The organism is Pseudomonas sp. Ma2-10 (assembly GCF_054330215.1).
The window spans coordinates 1-24,243 of the sequence record NZ_JBTEYL010000024.1 but is presented as its reverse complement, the minus strand read 5'-3'; the positions used below and the strand labels follow the sequence as shown (position 1 = coordinate 24,243).

The 24,243-nt window shown below is 57.9% G+C and carries 21 protein-coding genes and 1 pseudogene; 11 read left to right on the top strand and 11 right to left on the bottom strand.

Annotation, left to right across the window (positions count from 1 at the left end):
• Positions 1-4 precede the first annotated feature (4 nt).
• Positions 5-1,399 carry a MocR-like ectoine utilization transcription factor EhuR gene (gene ehuR / locus ACXPVS_RS22390; protein ID WP_458511883.1) on the bottom strand — a complete coding sequence of 465 codons (1,395 nt, stop codon included), beginning with the start codon at positions 1,397-1,399 and terminating at the stop codon, positions 5-7.
• A gap of 281 nt (positions 1,400-1,680) precedes the next feature.
• Here ehuR and ehuB point away from each other — a divergent pair, with 281 nt between their 5' ends.
• From ehuB to ehuA, 4 genes are all read left to right on the top strand, one after another.
• Positions 1,681-2,538: an ectoine/hydroxyectoine ABC transporter substrate-binding protein EhuB gene (gene ehuB / locus ACXPVS_RS22385; protein ID WP_458511838.1), complete on the top strand. Its 858-nt coding sequence runs from the start codon at positions 1,681-1,683 to the stop codon at positions 2,536-2,538.
• Between the two features lie 69 nt (positions 2,539-2,607).
• Entirely contained in the window at positions 2,608-3,267 is a 660-nt protein-coding gene (gene ehuC / locus ACXPVS_RS22380) for an ectoine/hydroxyectoine ABC transporter permease subunit EhuC (RefSeq protein ID WP_458511837.1), read from the top strand.
• Positions 3,264-3,920, top strand: coding sequence for an ectoine/hydroxyectoine ABC transporter permease subunit EhuD (ehuD, locus tag ACXPVS_RS22375; RefSeq protein ID WP_458511836.1), 657 nt, complete (start codon positions 3,264-3,266; stop codon positions 3,918-3,920). Before ehuC ends, ehuD begins: the two co-directional genes overlap by 4 nt.
• 80 nt (positions 3,921-4,000) lie before the next feature.
• Positions 4,001-4,795, top strand: a complete 795-nt coding sequence (gene ehuA, locus ACXPVS_RS22370) for an ectoine/hydroxyectoine ABC transporter ATP-binding protein EhuA (RefSeq protein ID WP_458511882.1) — start codon at positions 4,001-4,003, stop codon at positions 4,793-4,795.
• A 168-nt stretch (positions 4,796-4,963) separates the two neighbouring features.
• On the opposite strand, the gene tnpC is transcribed toward ehuA, so the two are convergent.
• Positions 4,964-5,806, bottom strand: a complete 843-nt coding sequence (gene tnpC / locus ACXPVS_RS22365) for an IS66 family transposase (RefSeq protein ID WP_458511835.1) — start codon at positions 5,804-5,806, stop codon at positions 4,964-4,966.
• 329 nt (positions 5,807-6,135) lie between these two features.
• Positions 6,136-7,113, bottom strand: a complete 978-nt coding sequence (locus ACXPVS_RS22360; RefSeq protein ID WP_458511834.1) for an IS5 family transposase — start codon at positions 7,111-7,113, stop codon at positions 6,136-6,138.
• 572 nt (positions 7,114-7,685) lie between these two features.
• Between ACXPVS_RS22360 and ACXPVS_RS22355 the strand changes: the two genes are divergently transcribed.
• Positions 7,686-8,108, top strand: coding sequence for a hypothetical protein (locus tag ACXPVS_RS22355; RefSeq protein ID WP_458511833.1), 423 nt, complete (start codon positions 7,686-7,688; stop codon positions 8,106-8,108).
• Positions 8,109-8,170: 62 nt separating this feature from the next.
• On the opposite strand, the gene ACXPVS_RS22350 is transcribed toward ACXPVS_RS22355, so the two are convergent.
• The 5 genes from ACXPVS_RS22350 to ACXPVS_RS22330 all read right to left on the bottom strand — a co-directional run bounded on the left by ACXPVS_RS22350 (position 8,171) and on the right by ACXPVS_RS22330 (position 14,726).
• Positions 8,171-8,740 (bottom strand): recombinase family protein, encoded by a 570-nt coding sequence (locus tag ACXPVS_RS22350; protein ID WP_458511881.1) that lies wholly within the window; start codon positions 8,738-8,740, stop codon positions 8,171-8,173.
• 528 nt (positions 8,741-9,268) lie between these two features.
• Positions 9,269-10,759, bottom strand: coding sequence for an aldehyde dehydrogenase (locus ACXPVS_RS22345; protein WP_458511832.1), 1,491 nt, complete (start codon positions 10,757-10,759; stop codon positions 9,269-9,271).
• A gap of 182 nt (positions 10,760-10,941) precedes the next feature.
• Complete coding sequence (locus ACXPVS_RS22340) at positions 10,942-12,321, bottom strand: APC family permease (protein WP_458511831.1); 1,380 nt, start codon at positions 12,319-12,321, stop codon at positions 10,942-10,944.
• Between the two features lie 152 nt (positions 12,322-12,473).
• Positions 12,474-13,856: an aspartate aminotransferase family protein gene (locus ACXPVS_RS22335; RefSeq protein WP_458511830.1), complete on the bottom strand. Its 1,383-nt coding sequence runs from the start codon at positions 13,854-13,856 to the stop codon at positions 12,474-12,476.
• Between the two features lie 30 nt (positions 13,857-13,886).
• Entirely contained in the window at positions 13,887-14,726 is an 840-nt protein-coding gene (locus ACXPVS_RS22330; RefSeq protein WP_458511880.1) for a helix-turn-helix domain-containing protein, read from the bottom strand.
• A gap of 195 nt (positions 14,727-14,921) precedes the next feature.
• Between ACXPVS_RS22330 and ACXPVS_RS22325 the strand changes: the two genes are divergently transcribed.
• Genes ACXPVS_RS22325 through argE form a run of 4 tightly spaced genes read left to right on the top strand, consistent with a single transcriptional unit; the run spans position 14,922 to position 18,476 of the window.
• Positions 14,922-16,211, top strand: coding sequence for a flavin-containing monooxygenase (locus ACXPVS_RS22325; protein ID WP_458511829.1), 1,290 nt, complete (start codon positions 14,922-14,924; stop codon positions 16,209-16,211).
• Between the two features lie 23 nt (positions 16,212-16,234).
• On the top strand, positions 16,235-16,645 hold the full coding sequence (locus ACXPVS_RS22320; RefSeq protein ID WP_458511828.1) for a RidA family protein: 411 nt from the start codon (positions 16,235-16,237) through the stop codon (positions 16,643-16,645).
• Positions 16,646-16,656: 11 nt separating this feature from the next.
• Complete coding sequence (locus ACXPVS_RS22315; RefSeq protein WP_458511827.1) at positions 16,657-17,334, top strand: DUF1028 domain-containing protein; 678 nt, start codon at positions 16,657-16,659, stop codon at positions 17,332-17,334.
• Positions 17,331-18,476, top strand: coding sequence for an acetylornithine deacetylase (gene argE / locus ACXPVS_RS22310; RefSeq protein WP_458511826.1), 1,146 nt, complete (start codon positions 17,331-17,333; stop codon positions 18,474-18,476). Before ACXPVS_RS22315 ends, argE begins: the two co-directional genes overlap by 4 nt.
• Positions 18,477-18,619: 143 nt before the next feature.
• On the opposite strand, the gene ACXPVS_RS22305 is transcribed toward argE, so the two are convergent.
• Positions 18,620-19,531, bottom strand: coding sequence for a LysR substrate-binding domain-containing protein (locus ACXPVS_RS22305; protein ID WP_458511825.1), 912 nt, complete (start codon positions 19,529-19,531; stop codon positions 18,620-18,622).
• 251 nt (positions 19,532-19,782) lie between these two features.
• On the opposite strand from ACXPVS_RS22305, the gene ACXPVS_RS22300 reads away from it, so the two are divergent.
• Complete coding sequence (locus tag ACXPVS_RS22300; protein WP_458511824.1) at positions 19,783-21,198, top strand: purine-cytosine permease family protein; 1,416 nt, start codon at positions 19,783-19,785, stop codon at positions 21,196-21,198.
• A 508-nt stretch (positions 21,199-21,706) separates the two neighbouring features.
• Entirely contained in the window at positions 21,707-22,513 is an 807-nt protein-coding gene (locus tag ACXPVS_RS22295; protein WP_458511879.1) for a lytic transglycosylase domain-containing protein, read from the top strand.
• 262 nt (positions 22,514-22,775) lie between these two features.
• On the opposite strand, the pseudogene ACXPVS_RS22290 reads toward ACXPVS_RS22295, so the two are convergent.
• A pseudogene (locus ACXPVS_RS22290) lies at positions 22,776-23,751 on the bottom strand (IS1182 family transposase); the annotation flags it as partial.
• Between the two features lies 1 nt (position 23,752).
• Positions 23,753-24,176 (bottom strand): transposase (locus tag ACXPVS_RS22285; RefSeq protein ID WP_458511823.1); only part of this gene is annotated, 424 nt, incomplete at its 3' end.
• Positions 24,177-24,243: the final 67 nt, after the last annotated feature.

Genomic DNA, 24,243 nt, shown 5'->3' with positions numbered 1-24,243 from the left:
CCGGTCAAAAATCGTGGACTTGCGGGTACTGCCCGAATATCTCGCGCGTGCTTATCAGTGCGTCCCGCATTTCTTCGTCGCTGCATTCGGCGCCGACACACATCCTCACCGCTCGAGCCCTTGGCGTCCCACGCACGGTGAACGGGTCAGGCGACGTGACGGCAATGTGACGGTGACGCAGGGCCCGAACCAGGCTGTCGACCTCCCAATGCGGGGGAATGCCGACCCACGCATTCAATGCATGAGGATGCTGGCCGAGCAGGTGCTCTCCCAGGTATTCGCTGACCATCGCCTGACGGCCGGCCAACAGTTTGCGCTGCAAGCGCACGAGCGTGTCGGCGCGACCGTCGCGAATCCAGCGCGCGGCGATTTCGGAGACCATGGGCGTGGCCATCCAGCTGTTGACCCGCAAAATGCTCTCGGTGCGCAACGCCAGACGCTTGGGCACCACCAGATAGCCGATGCGCAAACCGGTCAGCACCGACTTGGTCATGCTGGTGCAATAGAACGACAGTTCTGGCAGGTAATGGCTGATCGGCGGCGCGCGATGCTCATCCAGCAACGGGCCGTATACATCGTCCTCGATGATATGCACGCCGAAACGCCGGGCGATGTCGGCAATCTCCCGCCGACGACTGTCCGGCATCAGGCTGGTGGTCGGGTTGTTCAGGTTCGGCGTGCACACCAGCGCGGTAATGCGCTCGTTGCTGCACATGTCTTCGAAATGTTCCGGGTCAATGCCATAACGGTCCATCTCCAGGCCTTTGAGGGTGAACCCCAATACCTGAGAGTTGCCGATCACTCCGTGATCGGTTACCCCTTCGCAAAGTACTACATCATCGGGGCCCGCCAGAGATGCCAGCGCAAGGAAGATACCGTGGGCCGCGCCATTGGTAATCAGGATGTCATCGCGCTCGACCCGCAGTCCCTGCCGTCCAATCCAGCGCATGGCCTCTTCGCGGTGTGATTCGAAACCGGCAATTGGGCGAAATGCGTGAATCCACGGCTGATCCTCTTCCGTGCTGAGCTCACGGCAGGTGTCACGCCAGAACTGGTCGTGCTCGCGAGTGTGCAGGATCCGTGCGATGGAAAAATCCACCAGAGACCGTTCGGGGCTATCGAGAATATAGGTAGCCACTCGATCGCTCATGCGCCGCGACACAAAGCTGCCGCGCCCGACTTCGCAACGCACCAGCCCCTGACGTTCCAGCTCTTTATAGGCGTTGGTGACCGTCTGCACGCTGATACCCATGGCATCGGCGACCTGACGTTGCGGCGGCAGGCGCTGATCGTTGGCCAACACACCTTGTTCGATGTCGTCGGCAATCGCCTGCACCAGGATTTTGTATTTGGACTCGCCACTGCGGGCGATTTCCAGTGCTGCTTTCCACTTGTCCATCAGCGCTAAAACCCGGGTCTGTGCTCGTCGGGACAGCATCCCGCGAGAATCCATGCAAAGCAATTGTCCTAGTGCAATACAATGTTGCTCAGGGCTTTTGTATGCTCGGCTCAAGGTCGATAGCCGGGCACATTTCAAGCCCCCACAACAAAATCAGTCGACCTGTACCGGATTGTGTCCCGCTCCATGGGATCAGTCCTTTGTACGCTTTGCTCTTGTCACGCTGCCTCCTAACACAGAGCCGTCACCGACGGGTCCACAAGAAACAGGAGATTTTATCGATGAGCAATTTCCCTTCCTGCAGCACCCATGCATTGCGTCGCCTTTTTGTGGCTTGCGCGATGTTCGGCCTGGCCGCCAGCGCCCAAGCCGCTACAACACTGGAAAACGTCAAACAGAACAGCAGCATCCGTATCGGTTATGCCAACGAAACCCCGTTCGCCTATACCGAAACCGACGGCAGGGTCACCGGTGAGTCACCGGAAATCGCTAAAGCCATCTTTGCCAAAATGGGCATCAAACAGGTAGACGGCGTATTGACCGAATGGGGCTCGTTGATCCCGGGCCTGCGCGCCGGGCGCTTCGACGTGATTGCCGCCGGCATGTACATCACGCCGGAGCGCTGCAAACAGGTGTTGTTCACCGATCCGCAGTATCAGTTGCCTGACGCACTGCTGACCGCCAAAGGCAACCCTAAGAATCTGCACAGCTACGAAGACATCGCCAAGAATCCCGAAGTAAAACTGGCGATCATGGCCGGCACAGTCAACCTAAAATACGCGCGGGATTCCGGCGTGAAGGATGCTCAGATCCTCCAGGTGCCGGACACCACCGCCCAGTTGCAAGCCGTGCGCGCCGGTCGGGCCGATGCCGCCGTGGGGACTCAACTGACCATGAAAGGCCTGGCCGCCAAGGGTGGCGAAAAAGTCGAAGCGGTCACCGAGTTCAAGGACGACCCGTCGCACATCGGTTACGGTGCTCTCGCCTTCCGCCCGGAAGACAAAGACCTGCGCGATGCGGTCAACGCCGAACTTAAAAAGTGGCTGGGCTCCGAAGAGCACCTCAAGGCGGTCGCCCCTTTCGGGTTCGACAAATCCAACGTGACAAGCAAAACGGCTGCCGAGCTCTGCGCTCAATAGTCGAAACAGGCATGGCGCCACGGCGCGATGCCTATTTCCCTGCTTAATCCGGATGGCCAGGTTTAAACCATGGGTGAATTACTACCGCTATTGATACAAGGTGCCTGGGTGACGCTCCAGGTGACCATCTTCGGTTCGCTGCTGGCGATTGTCGCGGCGATTCTCGCGGCCCTGGGACGCATGTCGCCATGGCGGCCATTGCGTTGGTTTTCCATTGCTTACATTGAAGTATTTCGCGGCACGTCGTTGCTGGTGCAATTGTTCTGGCTGTTTTTCGTGCTGCCGCTGCCACCGTTCAACCTTGAACTGAGCCCCTATAGCGTGGCCATCGTCGGCCTTGGCTTGCACATTGGTGCTTACGGCGCCGAGGTGATGCGCGGTGCGATCAGCTCTGTCGCCAAGAGTCAGTACGAAGCGTCCACGGCACTGAACTTCAGCGGCTACAAGCGCTTTCGCCGCATCATTCTTCCGCAGGCGTTGCTGGCTGCTATACCGCCGGGCACCAACCTGCTGATTGAATTGCTGAAAAATACTTCGCTGGTGTCGTTGATCACCTTATCCGACCTGAGCTTCCGGGCGCGTCAACTGGATCAGGCGACTTTCCAGACCCTGGAAATTTTCAGCCTTGCGTTGGTGATGTACTTCATCCTGGCGCAAGCCATCAATATCGGCATGCGTCGCATTGAGCGCCATCTGGCTCGCGGGCGTATGCGAGGAGGTCTGTCATGACACTGTTTGATTGGACCTATGCCTGGCAAATCCTCCCCGATTTACTGCGCGCCTCGCTTAACACCGTAGGGATTACCCTGATCGGCTTCCTGATCGCCATTGTACTGGGGCTGTTCCTGGCTATCGGCCGACGCAGCCGCAGAGTCTGGCTGTCGTGGCCCGCCACCGCCGTGATCGAGTTCATTCGCAGCACGCCGCTGCTGATCCAGGTGTATTTCCTTTACTACGTATTGCCCAATTACGGCGTCAGCATGACCGCGATGCAAGTGGGGATTCTCGGCATCGGCCTGCATTACGCCTGCTACATCGCCGAGGTGTATCGCGGCGGCCTCGATGCGGTGCCGCGGGCCCAATGGGAAGCGGTCACGGCGCTGAACATCGCCCCATACAACGCTTATCGCAACATCATCCTGCCCCAGGCCCTACGGCCGATCCTGCCGCCATTGGGCAACTACCTGGTAGCGATGCTCAAGGACACGCCGGTGCTGTCGGCGATTACTGTGGTGGAAATCATGCAACAGGCCAAGAATATCGGCTCCGAGAACTTTCGCTACCTGGAGCCGATCACCATGGTCGGTCTGTTTTTCCTCGCCCTGAGCATCGCTTTGGCTTATCTGGTTCGGCGCCTTGAAGTGCGCCTGGAGCTACGCTAATGACTTCTCCACTCTCGACACCCAACGACCTTTCACAGCACAGCAACCCGGTCCCGCTGCATCCGCAGGAGGCCACGGCCATGCAAGAAACCAAACCGGTCAAGCCGATCGTCAGCTTCCAGGATGTCACCAAGAGCTACGGCAACTTTACCGTGCTCGATCACTTGAACCTTGATGTCACGCAGGGTGAGAAAGTCGCAATCATCGGCCCCAGCGGCTCGGGCAAGTCCACACTATTACGGGTACTGATGACGCTCGAAGGCATCGATGACGGGTTGATCCGAATTGAGGACGACTTGCTGACCCACATGCCCAATCGCAACGGCGTATTGGTACCCGCCAATGACCGGCACATCCGCCGAGTGCGCGGCAAGATCGGCATGGTGTTCCAGAGTTTTAACCTGTTCCCTCACATGACAGCGTTGCAAAACGTTATCGAGGCGCCGGTGCAGGTGCTCGGCATGAAACCGGTTGAAGCCCGTGAACGTGCAGCAGACTTGCTGGAACTCGTGGGTCTGGGCAGCAAGCTCGGGCATTACCCGTCGCAGTTGTCCGGTGGTCAGCAACAACGGGTGGCGATCGCCCGGGCACTGGCCATGCGCCCGAAAGTTATGCTGTTCGATGAAGTCACCTCCGCGCTCGACCCGGAACTGTGCGGCGAAGTGCTCAACGTGATCCGCAAGCTCGGCACCGAACACAACCTGACCATGCTGATGGTGACGCATCAAATGGGTTTCGCCCGGGAATTCGCTGATCGTGTGTGCTTTTTCTACAAAGGACAGATTCACGAGCAGGGCACCCCGGCGCAAATCTTCGAACACCCGCAGCAGGAGCGCACGTGCGCGTTTCTCAGTGCTGTAAAAGAAGCCAACTAGGCAAAGTTCACCAGCCCTGGCCGCCACTCGGGTCGATTACGCGTTGGGATCGCTGTTCATCGTCCCGCTGGGGGATTTGGTAAAGCCAAAAGGAGTAGTTCATGACTTGCTTGATTTGTGGTGAATCTGCGGCGGTCGGTATGCGTCCGGCCATCACGCCTTGCGTGATTAAACCGGTTGCCACTTATGCGGCAACAACTGATCGATTTCATTCGCCCGCTGCGTCGGCAGGCGTGTGAGTACATCTTTCAAGTAAGCATACGGATCATGCCCATTCAGCCGCGCAGACTGGATCAAACTCATGATCGCTGCCGCACGTTTTCCGCTGCGTAGCGACCCTGCGAAGAGCCAATTTTTACGTCCAAGAGCCCAAGGGCGGATCTGGTTCTCACACCAGTTGTTATCTATGGGTACCGCCCCGTCATCAAGGTAGTGCGACAGCGCTGCCCAGCGTTTCAGGCTGTAATCGAGTGCTCTGCTGATGGCCGAGCCTTCGGGCACTAGGTCACGCTGGGCGATCATCCAGGCATGCAGCATATTCATCACTGGGACGGCTTTTTCTTGCCGTATTCGGCGCCGTAAATCCGGCTCCAGGTCGCGGACTTCTCTTTCGATTTCGTACAACAACTGGATATAGCGCAGGGCTTGCTCGGCGAGCGTGCTTTTATTCGTAGCGTGCAGTTCGAAGAACTTGCGCCGTGCATGGGCCATGCACCCAATCTCGGTCACGCCGAGTTCAAAGCTGGCCTTGTAGCCGCCAAAATCGTCGCAGACCAGCTTGCCCCTCCAGTCTTGCAGGAAGTTGCGAGCATGCTCACCGGCACGGCTGGGACTGAAGTCATAAACCACCGCTGCCAAGTCCGTGAACTGGCTGGTGGCGTAGGCCCACACATAAGCGCAGTGCGGCTGCGCCGCACCGAACACCGCGATCACCTTGGCTAACGCCGTTTCGGTGCCTGCGCGCATGTCCATCGGTTCGGTGGCGAGCCAGATGGAGTCGATGCGAATCATCGCAAAAGGTCTCGAAGAAAAGTCGCACAGGCGGCAGCACTTTCAGTTGGCCAGTTCACTTTGATGGTGCCGCGCGGGTGCTGTATTTCAACGCAGATATTCGATGATGCTGGATGGGAGTTTGCCCCGGCCAGCGGCATGGCTATCTAATATGCGATTGCTCGGTTAGAGACCCATTTTTTGACCTAAGGAAGGTCTGAAGTACCCACCGATTTTTGATGCCCTCTCTGCGTGAGGTTCAAAAAACACGGCGGCGGAAATCGGACCTTTCCACTCTTTAATTCATGATTTTTCCTCTAATCGCGCTGGTTCAGGGCGATTAGCCCGCATTACAGGCGCACCTCTCCTGCATTCAATAATCGTTTTCGCACCATCCACAGGTTCGACAAGGCGAACAACGTCGTCTGCTGAGCGATGTTTTTCGTCAGGCCACGAAAGCGCACTTTCGTATAACCAAACTGACGCTTGATCACTCGAAAAGGATGCTCAACCTTGGTTCTGACTTGCGCCTTCGCATACTCAATTCCGCGTAGCACGCTACCGATCACCGTGTCTTTGCCATGCTCGTTGTACGAACTGGGCCGGGCAGAAATCGACCAGATCATCTTGCGATCCTGATGTTCCGGGCGCTTCTGCACCCCGGTGTAACCGGCATCGCCACAGACGTGAACCTCTTCCCCGTGAAGCAGTTGACCCACTTGCGTCACGTCCGCCACGTTGGCGGGAGTACCAACAACGCTATGAACCAACCCCGAATCAGCGTCCACGCCAATGTGCGCCTTCATACCGAAGTAAAACTGGTTGCCCTTCTTGGTCTGATGCATCTCGGGGTCACGTTTTTTGTCTTTGTTCTTGGTTGAACTGGGCGCATGAATGATCGTCGCATCCACAATCGTTCCGTGGCGCAACATCAATCCACGGTCGCCCAGATAACCGTTGATAACCTGCAAAATCCCACCCGCCAGCTCATGTTTCTCCAGCAAGCGGCGGAAGTTGAGGATCGTGGTTTCGTCAGGAATTCGATCCAGATGCAGCCCTGCAAACTGGCGCAGAATCGTCGTTTCATACAGCGATTCCTCCATCGCCGGGTCGCTGTAACCGAACCAGTTCTGCATCAGATGAATCCGCAACATCGCCAGCAACGGATACGTCGGACCACCGCCTTCACCCTTCGGATAATGCGGTTCGATCAAGGCAATCAAACCCTTCCAGGGCACGACTTGATCCATCTCGATCAGGAAGCGCTCGCGGCGGGTCTGCTTACGCTTGCCGGCATACTCGGCATCGGCGAAGGACATCTGTTTCATCGGGGCTCAACCGTTCGATTCGTGTGAGGTGCGTATTTCATCAGATTTGGAAGTCTTTTTCAGAGTTTCCCTAAGGCGCGCATTGCGGTGACAAATGGCCCTATCGGCAGCAACAAGGGTTTAGGGTGGATTCTGCATTTTGCTCACTTGCTTGTTGCTGGGACTATTCCCTCTGGCAGCTGGTGTCTAATAAAGGGACGAAAGCAGCTCAAACAAACACTGCGTTACAACGAAAAATCCCGGAAACAGAATTGTCTTCGGGATTTTTTTGTTCGCTAAATCAAGGTTAGTACCGACTGCGTCGTCAATCGAGATCGAATGTCCGTTATGGGTCGTTCTCTGTCGGTCGTCACTACGGCGTGTGCTGGTCAAGTCGAATGCAAACAATTGGTCAGTGGCAATACAAATGGGTGGGCAAGTCCATGCAATTACGCAATTTCCACGTACAACCAGATCAACGCCTTGAATAGCAAGGCAGAAGTCGAATAGCGGTCACATTCATCGGGACGGTGATTTGAACCGTTGGTGCGATGATCGTCTGTCATCACCACTATATGCAGGGGGGCGCGAGCATGAAGGAGAAGGAGAAGGAGAAGGAGAAGGGCAAGCTTCCGCCGCTGCCAGGCAGCAAGGCGCTGAATTGTTATGCTGAAACAATCCGCCAGCTTGAGGCGGCCTTTCGCGCAGATGGGCACGCAATTGCGATGGATGCGTGGTTTTCCATGCCGGAGTACGACGTTGCACTGCACGAGGCCTACACACTGCAGCTAGTGCACGGTGATCTGTCGTCAGACGGGTTCGACATGGCTGGCATCCACTCGCGGCCAGCTGAGCGGCTGGACCAAATGTCTCCGGCTGAGGTGCGTCGGTATGTGCACGTATGGCGCTGTGAAAGGCACACTCACCCCCACCGCAGCCTTGTGCTCGATGCTGTTCAGTCTGGAGCACTGGGCATAGCAGCCAGAAGACTGGCTGCATGTTCAACCGACGCGTAATCCACGCCGGCACTGCTACCCACCCTTGTTGACGTGTCTAAGGCGCTTCACGAGACCAAGCGCTACTGGGTAATGACTACCGACCGACATGCTCGCTTCACACTCGCGACAGATATCCCGAACTGCGCAGCCGTTGCGGCGATGCTGGCGTCGTTTTCCTTACGCCAAGTAGAAACCGAAGCATCGTCGATCGTCTTCTCACGTCCTAGGGCCCTCCCCTCGGACTTCGCACGCTGGATACCCGCCATCTGCCGGGCCTTGATGTTGGAGCGCTCCAACTCAGCCACAGCCGCGAGCATGGTTAGCATGGCCTTACCGATCGGCGTGGAGAGGTCGAAACCCTCACGTAGACTGAGGATGGCCACGCCCTTCGACTGCAGCCCCTCGACGGTGGCCAATACATCCAGGGTATCGCGCCCTAAGCGGTCGATTGCACCGACTATCAGAGTGTCACCGTTGCGAACATACTTCAGCAGCTCGCCAAAAGCAGGCCGGTCAACCCCCCTTACTACACCTGACACTCCCTCGTCTGCGAACCACTCATCAACCCTGTGCAGTTGCTCGATGCTATGACGCTGAGACTCGACGTTCTGCTCGCCCGTGCTGACCCTGATGTACCCTATGGTTGCCATACTCGCCTCACACTGGCTCATTATCTATGGCTCATAATATGCGGCGTGGCTCAAATATAATCAACACATTTGAACCAATCCCATTGGCACCATATCGCTTGGGTCCTAGGGTGTACCTTTTGAACTAGATAATTGCCCAGACTTTTCCATTCATTTGCATTCGACCTGACCAGCCATTTGCACCAAATTTGATCACCACGCTTCGTGGCCGTGACCGGCAGAGAACGGCCCAGGCGGTGTGAAAACGCATGCATCGTTTTGTAGTCTGCGTTGCTACGTAAAATCTGCCAGCGTTTGGTTAGTCCGCCAGACGTAAAATTTATGTAGGAACGCGATTTTCGTTCCGATTTTGACTGGCAAACTTGCTCTAAAACGTTTTCACACAGCCTGGGCCAGAAGCAGCCGTTCAGAAACGTCTACGAAATCAGGGGCGATTCAATAATGGCCGGCCCGATCCGTGTTGATCGAGCCTGCCCTTGGTATCAGCGGTCGCGTATTGTCTGATACGCGACCCGCTCACATCGGTACTTAACGCAACTGAAACCAGGTGGTTTTCAGTTGTGTGTATTTATCAAACGAATGCAGCGATAGATCGCGACCGAAGCCTGACTGCTTGCCTCCGCCAAACGGCACCGACACATCCAGCGCGTCGATGGTGTTGACCGAGACAGTACCGGCATTCAAGGCACGGGCCACACGGTGCGCGCGGTTCAGATCATCGCTCCACACCGACGCAGCCAGTCCGTAGATGCTGTCATTGGCTTGCTGCACCGCCTCTTCCTCAGTTTCAAAAGCGCTGACCGCCAGAACCGGACCGAACACTTCATCCCGTGAAATGCGCATGCCGCTGGTCACGTCACCAAAGATTGTCGGCTGAATGAAGTTTGAAGAACCATTGATGCTCAATTGCTCGCCACCGGTCAGCAGCGTGGCCCCGTCAAGACGTGCCTCTGCGACCGCTTTCATAATTCGGCTGGTTTGCTCACTGTCGACGATTGCCCCGGCAGCGCTCCCAGGGTTCAGTGGATCGCCGGGCATCCACGCACGCGACTTGCTGATCAGCCGTTCAACAAATTCGTCATGGATGGAACGTTGCACGTATAGGCGGGAATTGGCCGAGCACACTTCACCCTGGTTAAAGAAAATACCGAAGGCGGCCTTCTCCGCAGCCAGGTCCAGATCCTGGCAGTCTTCAAACACCAGGTTCGGGCTCTTTCCGCCGCACTCTAGCCAGACCTGCTTGAGGTTGGACTGCGCCGAGTACTGCATAAAGTACTTGCCTACCTGAGTGGAGCCGGTGAACACCAGACAATCCACGTCCGGATGCAACCCCAGTGCCTTGCCGGCGCTCTCGCCCAAGCCCGGTACCACGTTCAGCACGCCCTCTGGAATGCCTGCTTCCAAGGCAAGCTGAGCCAGACGCAGGGCCGAAAATGGCGATTGCTCGGCGGGCTTGAGTACTACGCTGTTGCCGGCCGCCAATGCAGGCGCTAGTTTCCACGCAGCCATGTCCAGCGGGAAGTTCCACGGCACTACTGCGGCAACTACTCCCAAGGCTTCCCGCGTGATGGTGGCCAGCGCGTTCTGGGCGGTAGGCGCGACCTGATCGTAAACCTTGTCGAGCGCTTCGCCGTACCAGGCGAAGACGTGTGCGGCGCCGGGCACATCCACGTTGTAAGCATCCATCACCGGCTTGCCCATGTTCAGTGAATCGAGCAGCGCCAGCTCTTCGCGGTGCACCATCAGCAACTCGGAAAGTTTGATCAGGATTTTCTTGCGCTCGCCGGGGGACATACGCCGCCAAGGGCCTGCATTGAAAGCCCGGCGTGCGGAGCGCACTGCCAGGTTGACGTCTTCTTCGCCGCATGCGGCAACACGCGCGAGCAATTGATTGGTCGCAGGGTTGATGGCGTCGAATGTCGCTCCGGATATCGACGACACTGGCTGGCCGCCGATCAAGGCGGTGTCGATGAAGGATTGGCGGGCAACACGCTGCTGCCAGTAGTTAAGGTCGAACACGTTGTACTCCCACATTGACCGTCTACACGGTCAGTTGTTATTGATCTGGATTCATGATTTTTGCTGCTGCTTAGGTAAATACTTCCTACCCCTTCAACTCAGGGGCTGCGGCCTGGTACAGGTCATCAAGTCGACTCAAACCGCAATGACCTGCTGTCAAAACCTGCGTGTTTTGGGATGTATCACTCCGCCATCTGCAAGTCCGGCATCTTCACCCTGAACCCACGCGTGACACCCAACAAACAAATCAGCCCCAAGCCCATCCAGCACAGACCAATCGTGAACGCCATGCCGGAAAGGCTCGTCCACAGCCAAACGGTGCTGAGAAACCCCAGGGCCGGCAGCGCCGCGTAAATCAGGTAGTTGCGTGTGCCGCGCAGTTTCTGGTCGACCAGGTAATGCTTGATCACCGCCAGGTTCACCGCCGAGAACGCGAAGAGCGCGCCGAAGCTGATCATGTTGGCGACGGTATCCAGGGTGATGAACAAGGCAATCAGCGAGAACAGGCTGACCAGCATGATCGCGGTGGCCGGCACGCGCTTTTTCGTGACCAGCTTGCCGAGCACGCTCGGCAATGCACCATCGCGCCCCATCGCGAACAGCACGCGCGAGACACTCGCCTGGGAGACCATTGCCGAAGCGAAACAGCCCGCTACATAGGTCGCGGTAAATGCGGTCACCAGCAGTTCACCGCCAACGCGGCGCATCACGTCCACTGAGGCAGAATCAGGGTCGGCGAAACTGTTCCATTCCGGAAACACCATCTGGGCGAAATACGAAACCAGTAGAAACAACAGCCCCCCGAACAACGACACCACCATAATGGCGAGCGGAATAGTTCTTCGCGGGTTGGGTGTTTCCTCTGCCATGGTCGACACGGCATCGAAGCCAAGAAACGACAGGCAGAGCACCGCAGCGCCCGCCATGATCAGCGGGACGCTGAAACCTTCATGATGGAAAGGTGCGAGCAGCGAAACCGGGGCGGAATGCCCACTCAGGTTGTGAAGCGATAACGCGACGAACACAACGATGAAGACCAACTGGGCAACCACGAGTATCCAGTTGACCCGAGTGATGGACTCGATGCCGACCAGATTTAGAACGGTGACCAGCGCAATTGAACCGAGCACCCATACGGCGGTAGGCACAGCGGGAAAATATTCCGACATGTAGATGCCGATCAGCAGATAACTGAGCAACGGCAAGAAAATGTAATCCAGTAACAAGGTCCAACCGGCAATAAAGCCGAAATACGCGCCAAATGCCTTGCGCGTATAGGTATAAACCGATCCTGAATAAGGGTGCGCCTGGACCATGCGTCCATAGCTGTAAGCGGTCAGCAACATGGCCGCAAGGGTCAGCATGTAGGCGGTGGGCAAGTGCCCTTTGGTCATCTGGGTGACGAGGCCATAGGTAGTAAACACTGCCAGCGGGACCATGTATGCCAGACCGAAAAGTACCAGCCCGACGAGCCCCAGGGGCTGTCGAAACCTACGCGATGAAGTGGGTTGCGATGGGGAATGATGGGAGGGAGTATCGGCCACGTTTGTTATTGTATTCATTGCTGACTCCTGGAAATGGGCATGCAGGACGCCGCGGTATCCGATGAAATCGATACCGTTATCCGTTGAAAAGTGGGCTGCCCTATGTGCACGCAGGGCAATGTAACGATGCGGTTCTCCACCCCTTGCGCGGGGGTGGAAAACCGCTCACTTCACAGCTTTCCCGCGATCCGTGCGGTGCGGTCTACCGCGATACGGGTCTTGTCCACCAGTTCGTCGAGTTCCGCGCGCGTTGCTACCAGTGCCGGCGCCATGATCATGCGGCCGAGTGTCGAGCGAATGATCACACCCTCTTCAAAACCAAAGGTGCGGCACTGCCAGGCCAGGTCATTTTCATTGTCGAAGCGTTTGCGTGTGTCTTTGTCCTCGGCGAACTGCATGGCCGCGAGCAGACCGGTTCCCTGGATCTCGCCGATCATCGGATGGTTGCCAAACACTTCACGCAGGATCTGCTGCAAGTACGGCCCGGTATCTTCCTTCACCGTGCGAACAATGCCTTCATCACGCAACGCCTTGAGGTTGGCGAGTGCAACCGCCGCCGCGACCGGGTGCCCGGAATAGGTCAGGCCGTGGGCGAACACGCCACCCCGCTCCACCAGCGCATCCGCAATGCGTTTGCTCAGCACCAGGCCGCCCATGGGGATATAGCCGGAGGTCAGGCCCTTGGCGATCGACAGGGTGTCGGGCTCGAAGCCGAAATACTCGTGGGCAAACCACTCGCCCGTGCGACCAAAACCGCCAATCACCTCATCGGCGCACAGCAACACATCATATTGACGGCAGATGCGCTGGATTTCCGGCCAGTAGCTTTCAGGCGGGAAAATCATCCCGCCTGCGCCCTGGAAGGGTTCGGCGATAAAGCCCGCAACATTTTCGGCGCCCAGTTCGAGAATCTTCTCTTCCAGTTGCAAGGCGCAGCGACGACCGAACTCGGCCGGAGTCAAGTCGCCGCCCTGTGCGTACCAGTAGGGCTCATCGATGTGCGCCACGTCCGGAATCATGCCGCCCATCTCGTGCATGAACTTCATGCCGCCTAGCGCAGAAGCCGCCAGGGTGGAGCCGTGATAGCCATTCCAACGACCGATCATGATCTTTTTCTTGGGTTGGCCGACCACTTGCCAGTAGCGGCGAACGGTACGGATCAACACCTCGTTGGCTTCGGAGCCGGAGTTGGTGTAGATCACGTGACTGTAGTGGCCCGGGAGCAGGCTGAACAACAGCTCGGACAGCTCAATCACCGCCGGATGAGTGGTGTGGAAGAACATGTTGTAGTACGCCAACTGGTCCATCTGCGCGGCGGCGGCGGCCGTCAGGTCCTTTCGCCCATAACCGAGCTGGGTGCACCACAGTCCCGACATGCCGTCCAGGTAGCGCTTACCTTCACTGTCCCACAGATACAGGCCCTCACCACGCACCATCACGCGCGGGCCTTCGGTATTCAGCGCCTTTTGATCCACAAACGCGTGGATGTGGTGGGCCGCGTCCGACTTCTGATAGTCCTGGGTCTGGCGTTTGGGTTCGAATGGCAGGTTCATGTTTTTCCTCTCTTGTTAGTCGTCATCCGCTCAGCGGATTTTGTTCATGTAGCTTTCAAGGGGGTCCTTGCTCAGCACGCCCTGTGCCTCGGCCAACGAATCGATGAACAGCGAAAACAGTTCCGATTGCGCACCGATATCGAGCTTGCTGTAGATGTTTTTGCGGTGGGATTTGATGGTGTCTTCCGATACACCCAGGCGCTCGGCAAGCGAGCGGGTGGAGTGCCCACGCAGGATCAATTGGGCGATACGACATTCGCGCTCGGTCAGGATCGACGAGCCAAAATTGTTCAGCGCCGAGTGAATACGCTGCTCCAGCAGGCTCTCGAAGCGCGAACCCTGCGCTTCCAGACCAACGAAGTGTTTGCCCAACACCGCCAGCACCCAGGGCGCTATAAGCTTGAATTGTTGGGTGGTGGCCGCGTCCAGCTTCTGCGTAAATGCCAGTGATACCGCCAGACTCAACCCGTTGTTGGACTGCAGGATGTAGTTCAACTCATCCTCCAGGTGCGAATGTCGGTAAAACGACTGGAAGTACTCGCTGAGCTCGAAATGATCGGGGGCGACATCGGCAAGGTCGTAACACCCGGAGCCGACGCCCTCTACGCACGCGCCGTAAAACGGATCGAGCAAATAGAAGCCCGACAGGTACTGACGCACATTACCCTGCGGCAGCCATGGGCCTTCCAATTCAAACAATGCGCTGGGCATGCCACCGTGTGGATACAGGTAGAGCGTGGTGGCCTGGATCGGCCAGATACAACCCAGGGCCTCGAACAAAGTGGCGGCGAAGCCCGCTTGCCCGATGTTCTCGGTTACCTTGGCAATCTGTTCAAACCATTGCGCAGAAGAAAGCCGGTCGTTTTCCACTTCGAAGACTCGCTGAAAGAACGTTAGAGATAGTCCCACACCCGGGAAACCATCGAAATCACCCTATAGGGTGAGCCTGCATCCGATATTTATGCTCACTTCCCAGCTTAATAATATTTTATTAATAGCCCCCCTCCCCCTAGCCTTGAATTCATGCACGAACTGAATCCAACTGCATGACGCAAGGACAGACACATGACTGAAGCAATAACAAAAACAGACACCCTGGTAGTGGGAGCCGGTCAGGCTGGCGTGGCCATGAGTGAGCACCTGAGTAAACAAGGCGTGCCGCATCTGGTGCTGGAGCGCAGCCGCATTGCCGAGCGCTGGCGCACCGGGCGCTGGGATTCGTTGGTGGCTAACGGTCCGGCCTGGCATGACCGTTTTCCAGGCCTGGAATTCGATGACGTCGCCGTCGATGGATTCGCCCCCAAAGAACGCGTCGCCGATTACTTTGAAGCTTATGCCCGCAAGTTCAATGCGCCGATCCGTACCGGCGTGGATGTACTATCGGTGGTGCGTAATGTCGGCCGCCCAGGCTTTACCGTGCACACCAGCGAAGGCGTGATCGAAGCCAACCGCGTAGTGGCAGCCACCGGACCGTTCCAGAAACCGGTGATTCCGCCGATTGCACCTGAAGACTCCGCGCTGCATCAGATCCACTCTGCCGATTATCGCAACCCTGCCCAACTGCCGGCCGGTGCCGTGCTGGTGGTCGGTGCAGGCTCTTCCGGTGTGCAGATCGCCGATGAGTTGCAACGTTCCGGACGCCAGGTGTACCTGTCGGTCGGCGCCCACGACCGCCCGCCCCGCGCCTATCGCAACCGGGATTTCTGCTGGTGGCTGGGGGTGTTGGGCGAGTGGGACCAAGCGGCGATGAAACCCGGCCGTGAGCACGTAACCATTGCAGTGAGCGGTGCACACGGCGGCAAGACAATCGATTTCCGTGAGCTGGCCCAGCAAGGCATGACCCTGGTTGGCCTCACGCAATCCTTCAGCGGCAACCTCGCCAGCTTCCAGCCCAACCTGGTGGAAAACCTGGCGCGTGGCGATGAAAACTACCTGGCCTTGCTGGATGCGGCCGACGCCTACGTGGAGCGCAACGGCCTGGACTTGCCGCTGGAGCCTGAAGCCCGTCGCGTGTTTCCCGACGCCGACTGTATCAAGAACCCGATTCTGGAACTGGACCTCGACAAAGCCGGCATCACCTCGATCATCTGGGCCACTGGGTTTGCTGTGGACTACAGCTGGCTGAAGGTCGATGCGTTTGACGCCGCCGGCAAGCCCCAGCATCAGCGCGGCGTCTCCAGCGAATCCGGGATTTATTTCCTCGGCTTGCCGTGGCAGTCGCGCCGTGGCTCGTCGTTTATCTGGGGCGTGTGGCACGACGCCAAGTACGTCGCCGACCATATCGCCATTCAGCGCCAATACCTTGAGTACCGCGACGCCGCCCCGGTGGTTCGTCAGTCCCCTGTCAACGCCTGATCCCTTTTTTCCGGAGCTTTTTGATGCCTACTCACACTCGTATCCGTATGTTCAACACCAAGGAAACCTACCCTAACCAAACCCTGGACAACGACCTGTGCCAGGCCGTACGCGCCGGCAATACCGTGTATGTGCGCGGCCAGGTGGGCACTGATTTCGAGGGTAACCTGATTGGCCTCGGCGACCCGCGCGCCCAGACCGAACAGGCGATGAAGAACGTCAAGCAACTGCTGGAAGAAGCCGGCAGCGACCTGAGCCATATCGTCAAAACCACCACCTACCTGGTTGACCCGCGCTACCGCGAGCCGGTGTACCAGGAAGTCGGCAAATGGCTCAAGGGTGTGTTCCCGATCTCCACCGGACTGGTGGTGTCGGCCCTGGGTCAGCCGCAGTGGTTGATGGAAATCGATGTAATCGCGGTTATCCCGGAGTAAGGAGGCTTCCCATGACCTTTTCAATCGTGGCCCGGTGTGCGGACACTGGCCAGCTGGGCATTGCCATCAGTTCATCAAGCATCGCCGTGGGTGCCCGTTGCCCATGGCTGCGCCCTGGTGTGGGCGCGGTGTCGACCCAGAACATCACCTTGCCGGCCCTGGGTCCTGACGTGCTCGACCTGCTGGAACAGGGCCTCGCCCCGGCCGAAGCGCTCGACAAGGCCCTGACCAGCAATGGCTACAGCCAATACCGACAGCTGACGGCGATTGATCACCTGGGGCGCGCCGTGCATTTCAGCGGTAGCGAAACCCTCGGCACCCATAATGCGGTGTCGGGCGAGCAGTGCGTGGCGGCGGGCAACATGCTCGCCGACCGCGGGGTGATCGAGGCGATGGTCAGCACTTTCGAGCAAGGCGACGGCCAGTTAGCCGATCGCCTGCTGGCCGCGATGCATGCGGCCATCGCTGCTGGCGGCGAGGCCGGTCCGGTGCACTCTGCTGCGCTGGTGGTGGTCGGTGAGCTGACATGGCCGATCATCAACCTGCGAGTGGATTGGGCCGACGAGAATCCTATCGGTGACCTTCAACGACTATGGGACGCCTACCGCCCGCAAGTCCAGGACTACATCGACCGCGCCCTAGCCCCCGATCGCTCCCCGGGCTACGGCGTGGCCGGTGATGACCGATGAGCAGCAGCCGCGAACTGCTGCAGACGCTGGTGGGGTTTGATACCACCAGCCGCGAATCCAACCTGCATCTGATCGAGTTTGTGCACGATTACTTGGCTGGTTTCGGTGTGGCCAGCGAGCTTGTCTACAACGAGGAGCGAAGCAAGGCCAATCTGTTTGCCAGCATCGGCCCGGTGGAATTGCCGGGCATCGCACTTTCAGGGCATACCGATGTAGTCCCGGTGGATGGGCAGCCATGGACGGTACCGCCATTCGAGCTAACTGAGCGCGACGGCAAGCTGTTTGGCCGAGGCACGGCAGACATGAAGGGCTATATAGCCTGTGTGCTGGCGCTGGTGCCGGCATTGGTGAAGGCGCCGTTGCGGATCCCGGTGCATATCGCCCTGTCGTACGACGAAGAAGTCGGCTGCCTCGGTGTGCGTTCGTTGCTCAAGGTGCTTGAGCAGCGGCCAGTGAAGCCGATGCTGTGCATTATCGGTGAACCGACCGAGCTCAAGCCGGTGCTCGGCCATAAGGGCAAGTTGGCCATGCGTTGTGATGTGCATGGCGAGGCATGTCACTCGGCCTATGCGCCGTATGGGGTGAACGCCATCGAGCATGCGACGGAGTTGATTGGTGAGTTGGGAAGAATCGGGCAACGCCTGCGGGACACCCAAGATGTGCGTTTCGATCCGCCATTCAGCACGGTGCAGACCGGGGTGATCAGTGGCGGCAAGGCGCTGAATATCGTGCCGGCAGATTGTCGGTTTGATTTTGAGATTCGTGCCTTGCCGTCACAGGATCCGGGTGAGGTAGCTGAGGAGTTGCAGGCTTATGCCATGCAAAAAGTGCTGCCGCGCATGCTAGCAGTCAGTCGCCAGAGTGCGATTCGTTTTACTAGGTTGTCCGCTTACCCAGGCTTGGTCACCGACGAACGCAGCCAGGCGGCGGAATTGATCGCGGCGTTTTCCGGTTCGCGGGAATTTGGCACGGTAGCGTTTGGTACTGAGGGCGGGTTGTTCGATGCAGCGGGCATTCCCACGGTGGTGTGCGGGCCCGGGAGCATGGACCAAGGGCATAAGCCGGATGAGTTTGTGAGTGTGGCGCAATTAGCGGGGTGTGATGCGATGCTACTGCGGATGCTGGAATCAATCCGCGCCTGAGCCGTCTGAGCCGCCTGCCTACCAGACACCAAAAATCAAATGTGGGGGGCTTGCTCCCGATTGCAGTGGTTCAGTCGATGCTTCAGTTGACTGTCACACTGCTATCGGGAGCAAGCCCCCCATCCACATTTTTAATCCCGGGTTTAGCCCAATAGTCGCGCGAGTTCTTCGCGGCAGTAATCGACAAATAACTGCACCGGTTTGGTCAGGGGCGAACGGCGCAACCACACCGCCGACAAACCTGAACCTGTGACGGTTTCGGCCAACGGCACACAGACGACTTTCTGCCCATCGTAGGTGTACTCGGTGAACGGCTTGGTCACCAATATCGAAAACCCAAACCCCCGCCCTACCATCCCCCGCACCATCTCGATCGACGGCGAGCTGAACACGATATTCGGCGTCAACCCGCGCTCTTCAAAGATACTTACGAAGTAGGTCCGGCTGGGCAGAACGTCAAGCAAAATCATCGGTTCCAGCACCAGGTCCACCAGCGACACCTTGGGCTGCTGTGCAAAACGGTGATCCGCCGGCAACAACGCATACGGCTGTTGCGGCGGCATCAATGGCGTGGTTTCAATGGTGCCGCCCAAGTCATGCTCGAACAGCATGGCTACATCGATACTGCCTGCCGTCAGCGCCTGTACCAGTTCCTGTTGCTCGCCATCGCGAATCCGAATCTCCACCCCCGGCCAACGCGTCTTGAAGCCGGCGATCAAGCGCGGCAAGTATAGCGGTGCCACGGTTTCAAAGCAGCCGATATCGATCTGCCCCGCCACCACGTCGTTGTCCGCCAGGGCGTTCTGCTCGAACTCATGGGCCACCCGCAAAAGCTCCTGCGCCTTGCGATAAAACCGTGCACCACTGGGCGTCAACGACACGCCTTGAGCGTGATGGCGAATAAACAGCTGCACTCCAAAGCTGTCTTCCAACTGCTTGATCGCGGTGGAAACCGATGGCTGCGCGATATACAGCTTGCGCGACGCCTCGGCGACGCTGCCGCACTCGGCCGTGGTAACAAAATATCTGAGTTGGCGCAGGTTGTAGGCAGCCATCGGAACCTCGTTAAACGTGGGATTTCGCCCCAAACAAGTGCAAGAAAAAAGCTGTTTTCTTCAGCGATCACGGTGCATGCAACATACCGGAGCAAAAAGGCCGGCGAGATACTTTTTTTAAGATCTATAGCAACAAATTTACTAATTTACCTGCCTGCCGCCATTACAGATGATCACTCCAACAACAAAGCGCCGCGCAGGCGGCGCACTGCGAAGTACGTCCACGTACTCACCTTGCCTTGGAGTTCCTCATGGTCACCACTGCGACATCCTCCGCCCCGCTTATTGAAAAACACACGATTGGATACGTGCCCCCTGAAGATCGCCATGGAAAGGTAAGAGATCTTTTCACCCTGTGGTTCGGCGGCAACATCGCGCCATTGCCGATCGTGACCGGCGCACTGGGCGTGCAACTGTTCCACCTGAACCTGATCTGGGGCATCGTCGCCATCCTCGTCGGCCACCTGGTCGGCGGCGTGTTGATGGCGTTGCACTCGGCCCAGGGCCCGCAGATGGGCATCCCGCAAATGATCCAGAGCCGTGCCCAGTTCGGCTCCCTTGGCGCATTGCTGGTGGTGGTGATCGCCGGCGTCATGTACATCGGCTTCTTTGCTTCCAACATCGTGCTGGCGGGTAAATCCTTGCACGGTGTGGTCGACGCAGTGCCCGTGCCCGTGGGCATCGTGATCGGCGCCATCGGCTCCGGGATCATCGGCATCATCGGTTACCGCTTTATCCATGTGCTCAACCGCATCGGTACCTGGGTACTGGGCGCCGGGATCGTATTGGGGTTTGGCTATATCTTTACCCATATCCAGACCACGGACTTTCTGACCCGCGGTGAATTCAACATTTCCGGCTGGCTGGCTACCGTATCTCTGGCTGCGCTGTGGCAGATCGCCTTCGCGCCCTACGTGTCGGATTACTCGCGCTATCTGCCGGCTGACGTTCCGGTCGCGTCCACTTTCTGGACCACATACCTGGGTTCAGCACTGGGCTCCAGCCTGTCGTTCATCTTCGGCGCCGTCGCGGTACTTGCCACCCCGGTCGGCATGGACACGATGGACGCCGTCAAACTTGCCACCGGCTCTATCGGTCCGTTGATGTTGGTGCTGTTCCTGCTCAGCGTGATCAGCCATAACGCCCTCAATTTGTATGGCGCGGTGCTGTCGATCATCACCCTGGTGCAGACCTTTGCGTATCGATGGATCCCCACTGCGAAAAGCCGAGCGGTGATCTCCATCCTCGTACTGGCAGCCTGTGCGATTGCAGCGGTTTTCGCCTCAAAAGACTTTATCGGCCATTTCGTCGACATGGTGCTGGTGTTGTTGGTAGTGCTGGTGCCATGGACGGCAATCAACCTGATCGACTTCTACGCTATCCACAAAGGCAAGTACGACATTGCCTCGATCTTCCGCGTGGATGGCGGGATTTATGGGCGCTACAACCCGCAGGCCTTGCTGGCATACGCGGTGGGTATTGCGGTGCAGATTCCTTTCATGAACACACCGTTGTATGTGGGCCCGATTTCAGAACACATCAACGGCGCGGACTTGTCCTGGGTGGTCGGGCTGGTGGTGACTTCGCCGTTGTATTTCTGGTTGGCAAATCGGGACAGTGCGTACAAGCGCAGGATGAATGAGGGGAAATTAGCCGGCAGTGTCTGACATTACAACGGCAGCGCTCGATCCTGGATCACTCGTTTCATCACGAGCATCGGGGTCAAGCGCTGAGCATTGGTTTAGCGCACGGGTCATTCAGACGCCTGCCCTGGTATGACCCAAGTTGCGGCGGCGGGGTTCATGGGAACCTGGGAAAACATCACGCCGGTGCGCAAGGTGTATTTCATTCTCGGATGAGTTCGGCCCGGGCGGATAACGATGACAACTTTGTCATCGCCTACCTGGGCCTGTCCCGCCTCGGCTCCGGGTCCGTCACCCGCGGATCGGGCTTGCCCCCGGCCCTGGCAAGCCGGGACGACGCGTCGTGCGAGCAATCAGGCCTGCGCCTCGCCTGGGAACGCCGGCAGCCATACGTCAACGCAAGTTCCACGGCCGGTTACAAGGGGTATAACTATCAGAACAAAAGGCGGGTCACCCGGAATAGGCCCTCAAAAGGCAGCGCCCGAGCCAGGCGCCCCAGACCTTATCGGCGCCTGCGGCGCGGAGCGATGTGATTTGTTGCAGAGCATGGCGATGGGCTCGCAAGAGCCTTCTTGGCTGCATCGAGCTGGCCTTGCTGGTCGCTCCACTGTGCGCCAGCGCCACGTTCAAGTGCCAAGCCAGGGACGGAGCCATCAGCTACACCAGCCAAGCCATCGCCAGCGCCCGCTGCACTCGCCTGAATGGCACGGCGGGAGCCGGTGTCGACGCCAAGGCAATGGCCCTGCCACGGCCTGTGCGGGACGACAACTCAGGCGCGGTGCGGATTCGGGTGTACACCTTCATCCACAGGGGTATTCGTCAATATGTGAGCCGGCGCCCCGTCGGGATCTCCGCACGGGTCGATGTCCTTGAGCTCTATTACATCAAGGGCTGCTATCGGTGCATGGCGCCGAAGGATTTCAAGGTCGCCTCACTGCGCCTGGACACCCATTCCTATCAGCGGGAGATCGAAGCCGCTTCAGGTCATTATGGTGTCGATAGGGCGCTGGTCCGCGCAGTGATACATGCCGAATCGGCGTTTCGCCCCAACGCCATTTCCGAAGCCGGCGCCCAGGGGCTGATGCAGTTGATGCCCGCCACCGCCGAGCGCTTCGCCGTGGACGATCCGTTCGACGCACGACAGAACATTCGTGGCGGCGTGCGCTACTTGGCCTGGTTGCTCAAGCGCTTCAACGGCAACCAGGTGCTGGCGTTGGCAGGTTACAACGCCGGCGAAGCGTCCGTGGTCGAATACAACGGGGTTCTTCCCTACGCCGAGACGCAATCCTACGTCACCCTCGTGCAGTCCTTGACCGAACGCTATCGCAACCATCGCTAGTACCGTAGGGCGCATAACCCGGAATAGGTAATACGCTGGACGGGGAATGGCCCAACCGAACTTCCACGCTCACCGGTAGCTATCGACCCAGGCTGTGTGAAAACACATTTGATACGTTCAACGCTGAGATTCTTGTTTGGACTGCCTGCGAAGTCGGTAGTAGAAAGTTCAAATTGGTCCATTCGGCCAACATCGGAGCTCATATGGCTGTTGGGGCCGCATCAGCGGTCCCAACAGCCTTACCGACGATCCAGCGGCCAGATCACGCCCTGATCGCTTCAAGCAATCCCAAGATGCCAAAGATGTTCATCATTCGCTTGAGGTTGTAGGCGAGCACATGAAGGCTCATCTCAGTGCTCACCCTCGGTAGGGTTTTGGTCAGGAAGTGGGTACTTCCCATCCAGTACTTGAGCGTTCCAAAAGGATGTTCAACGGTCTGTCGACGAACCCTCATCATCGCTGGATCATGTTCTAGCCGAACCTGCATCGCGTCGACTACAGCCTCATGTTCCCAGCGCTTCACACGGCGCTCCTTACCAGTCGTACATTGCTTTTGCATTGAGCAGGACTGGCAGCCCGAGTAGTAGTAACAATGCAATAACATGCCGTCTTCCATCGACGAATACCGCCTGGTTAGTAACTGCCCCGCAGGGCATCGATACTCGTCCGACGCAATAAGATAGATGAAATCCTGCTTGCCGAATCTGCCTTCGGCTTTGCTGCCAGATGTGAGGGGTTTCGGTACGAAGGTAGTGATGCCGGCTTGTTCGCAAGCAAGGATTTCCAGACCTTTGTAATAACCTCGGTCGGCCACCACCGTTAGCGATTCAGCCTTGATTTCTTCACGCGCCTGGTTCGCCATATTGCTCAGTTGCCCACGATCATTACCAACGTTGGTCACCTCATGGGCAACGATCAGATGGTGTTTGTCGTCGACAGCTGTTTGTACGTTGTAGCCAACCGTTCCGGTGCCTCGGCCGCTCGTGGCCATTGAGCGTGCATCTGGGTCTGTGAGGGAGATCTGCTGGTCTGGACTTTCGTGGAGCTGCGCCTCGATTTCCTTGAGTCTCTGCATCTGCTTTTTCAGTGTTTCGATCTTTTCTTTAAGCCGCTCTGCTTTGGCCTCGGCCACTTCGGGCGTTGCCCGATCCGCCGAATCCATCGCCGCCAAATATCGATCAATGCTCTGCTCGATCTGCTGCATGCGTGCCTTCACCTTGCCCTGAGTGAAGTTACGANCGGCCACTTCGGGCGTTGCCCGATCCGCCGAATCCATCGCCGCCAAATATCGATCAATGCTCTGCTCGATCTGCTGCATGCGTGCCTTCACCTTGCCCTGAGTGAAGTTACGATCGCGATTATTGACGGCTTTGAATTTGCTGCCGTCGATGGCGATGATCGACTGAGAGAAGAGATTGAGGTTGCGGCAAAGAACTACGAACTGGCGGCATACGCTGCGGATGGCTTTGCCGTTGTCTTTGCGAAAGTCGGCAATAGTTTTGAAGTCCGGAGCCAAACGCCCCGTTAGCCACATCAACTCGACGTTGCGCTCGGCCTCACGCTCAAGCCGGCGGCTGGACTGAATCCGATTGAGGTAGCCGTAGATATAGATCTTCAGCAACACCGCTGGGTGGTGCGTATTTCGCTCATCGTGACCGGTCATTTCGCTAACAACGTGACCGGTTTCTCCACCCGATTGCGCGGGGTCTAAATTCTAACCGCATCGGTCA

Coding starts and splice junctions, on each gene's coding strand:
- ehuR (WP_458511883.1), bottom strand. CDS start 1,399: ATGGACAAGTGGAAAGCAGCACTGGAAATCGCCCGCAGTGGCGAGTCC.
- ehuB (WP_458511838.1), top strand. CDS start 1,681: ATGAGCAATTTCCCTTCCTGCAGCACCCATGCATTGCGTCGCCTTTTT.
- ehuC (WP_458511837.1), top strand. CDS start 2,608: ATGGGTGAATTACTACCGCTATTGATACAAGGTGCCTGGGTGACGCTC.
- ehuD (WP_458511836.1), top strand. CDS start 3,264: ATGACACTGTTTGATTGGACCTATGCCTGGCAAATCCTCCCCGATTTA.
- ehuA (WP_458511882.1), top strand. CDS start 4,001: ATGCAAGAAACCAAACCGGTCAAGCCGATCGTCAGCTTCCAGGATGTC.
- tnpC (WP_458511835.1), bottom strand. CDS start 5,806: ATGATTCGCATCGACTCCATCTGGCTCGCCACCGAACCGATGGACATG.
- ACXPVS_RS22360 (WP_458511834.1), bottom strand. CDS start 7,113: ATGAAACAGATGTCCTTCGCCGATGCCGAGTATGCCGGCAAGCGTAAG.
- ACXPVS_RS22355 (WP_458511833.1), top strand. CDS start 7,686: ATGAAGGAGAAGGAGAAGGAGAAGGAGAAGGGCAAGCTTCCGCCGCTG.
- ACXPVS_RS22350 (WP_458511881.1), bottom strand. CDS start 8,740: ATGGCAACCATAGGGTACATCAGGGTCAGCACGGGCGAGCAGAACGTC.
- ACXPVS_RS22340 (WP_458511831.1), bottom strand. CDS start 12,321: ATGAATACAATAACAAACGTGGCCGATACTCCCTCCCATCATTCCCCA.
- ACXPVS_RS22335 (WP_458511830.1), bottom strand. CDS start 13,856: ATGAACCTGCCATTCGAACCCAAACGCCAGACCCAGGACTATCAGAAG.
- ACXPVS_RS22325 (WP_458511829.1), top strand. CDS start 14,922: ATGACTGAAGCAATAACAAAAACAGACACCCTGGTAGTGGGAGCCGGT.
- ACXPVS_RS22320 (WP_458511828.1), top strand. CDS start 16,235: ATGCCTACTCACACTCGTATCCGTATGTTCAACACCAAGGAAACCTAC.
- ACXPVS_RS22315 (WP_458511827.1), top strand. CDS start 16,657: ATGACCTTTTCAATCGTGGCCCGGTGTGCGGACACTGGCCAGCTGGGC.
- argE (WP_458511826.1), top strand. CDS start 17,331: ATGAGCAGCAGCCGCGAACTGCTGCAGACGCTGGTGGGGTTTGATACC.
- ACXPVS_RS22305 (WP_458511825.1), bottom strand. CDS start 19,531: ATGGCTGCCTACAACCTGCGCCAACTCAGATATTTTGTTACCACGGCC.
- ACXPVS_RS22300 (WP_458511824.1), top strand. CDS start 19,783: ATGGTCACCACTGCGACATCCTCCGCCCCGCTTATTGAAAAACACACG.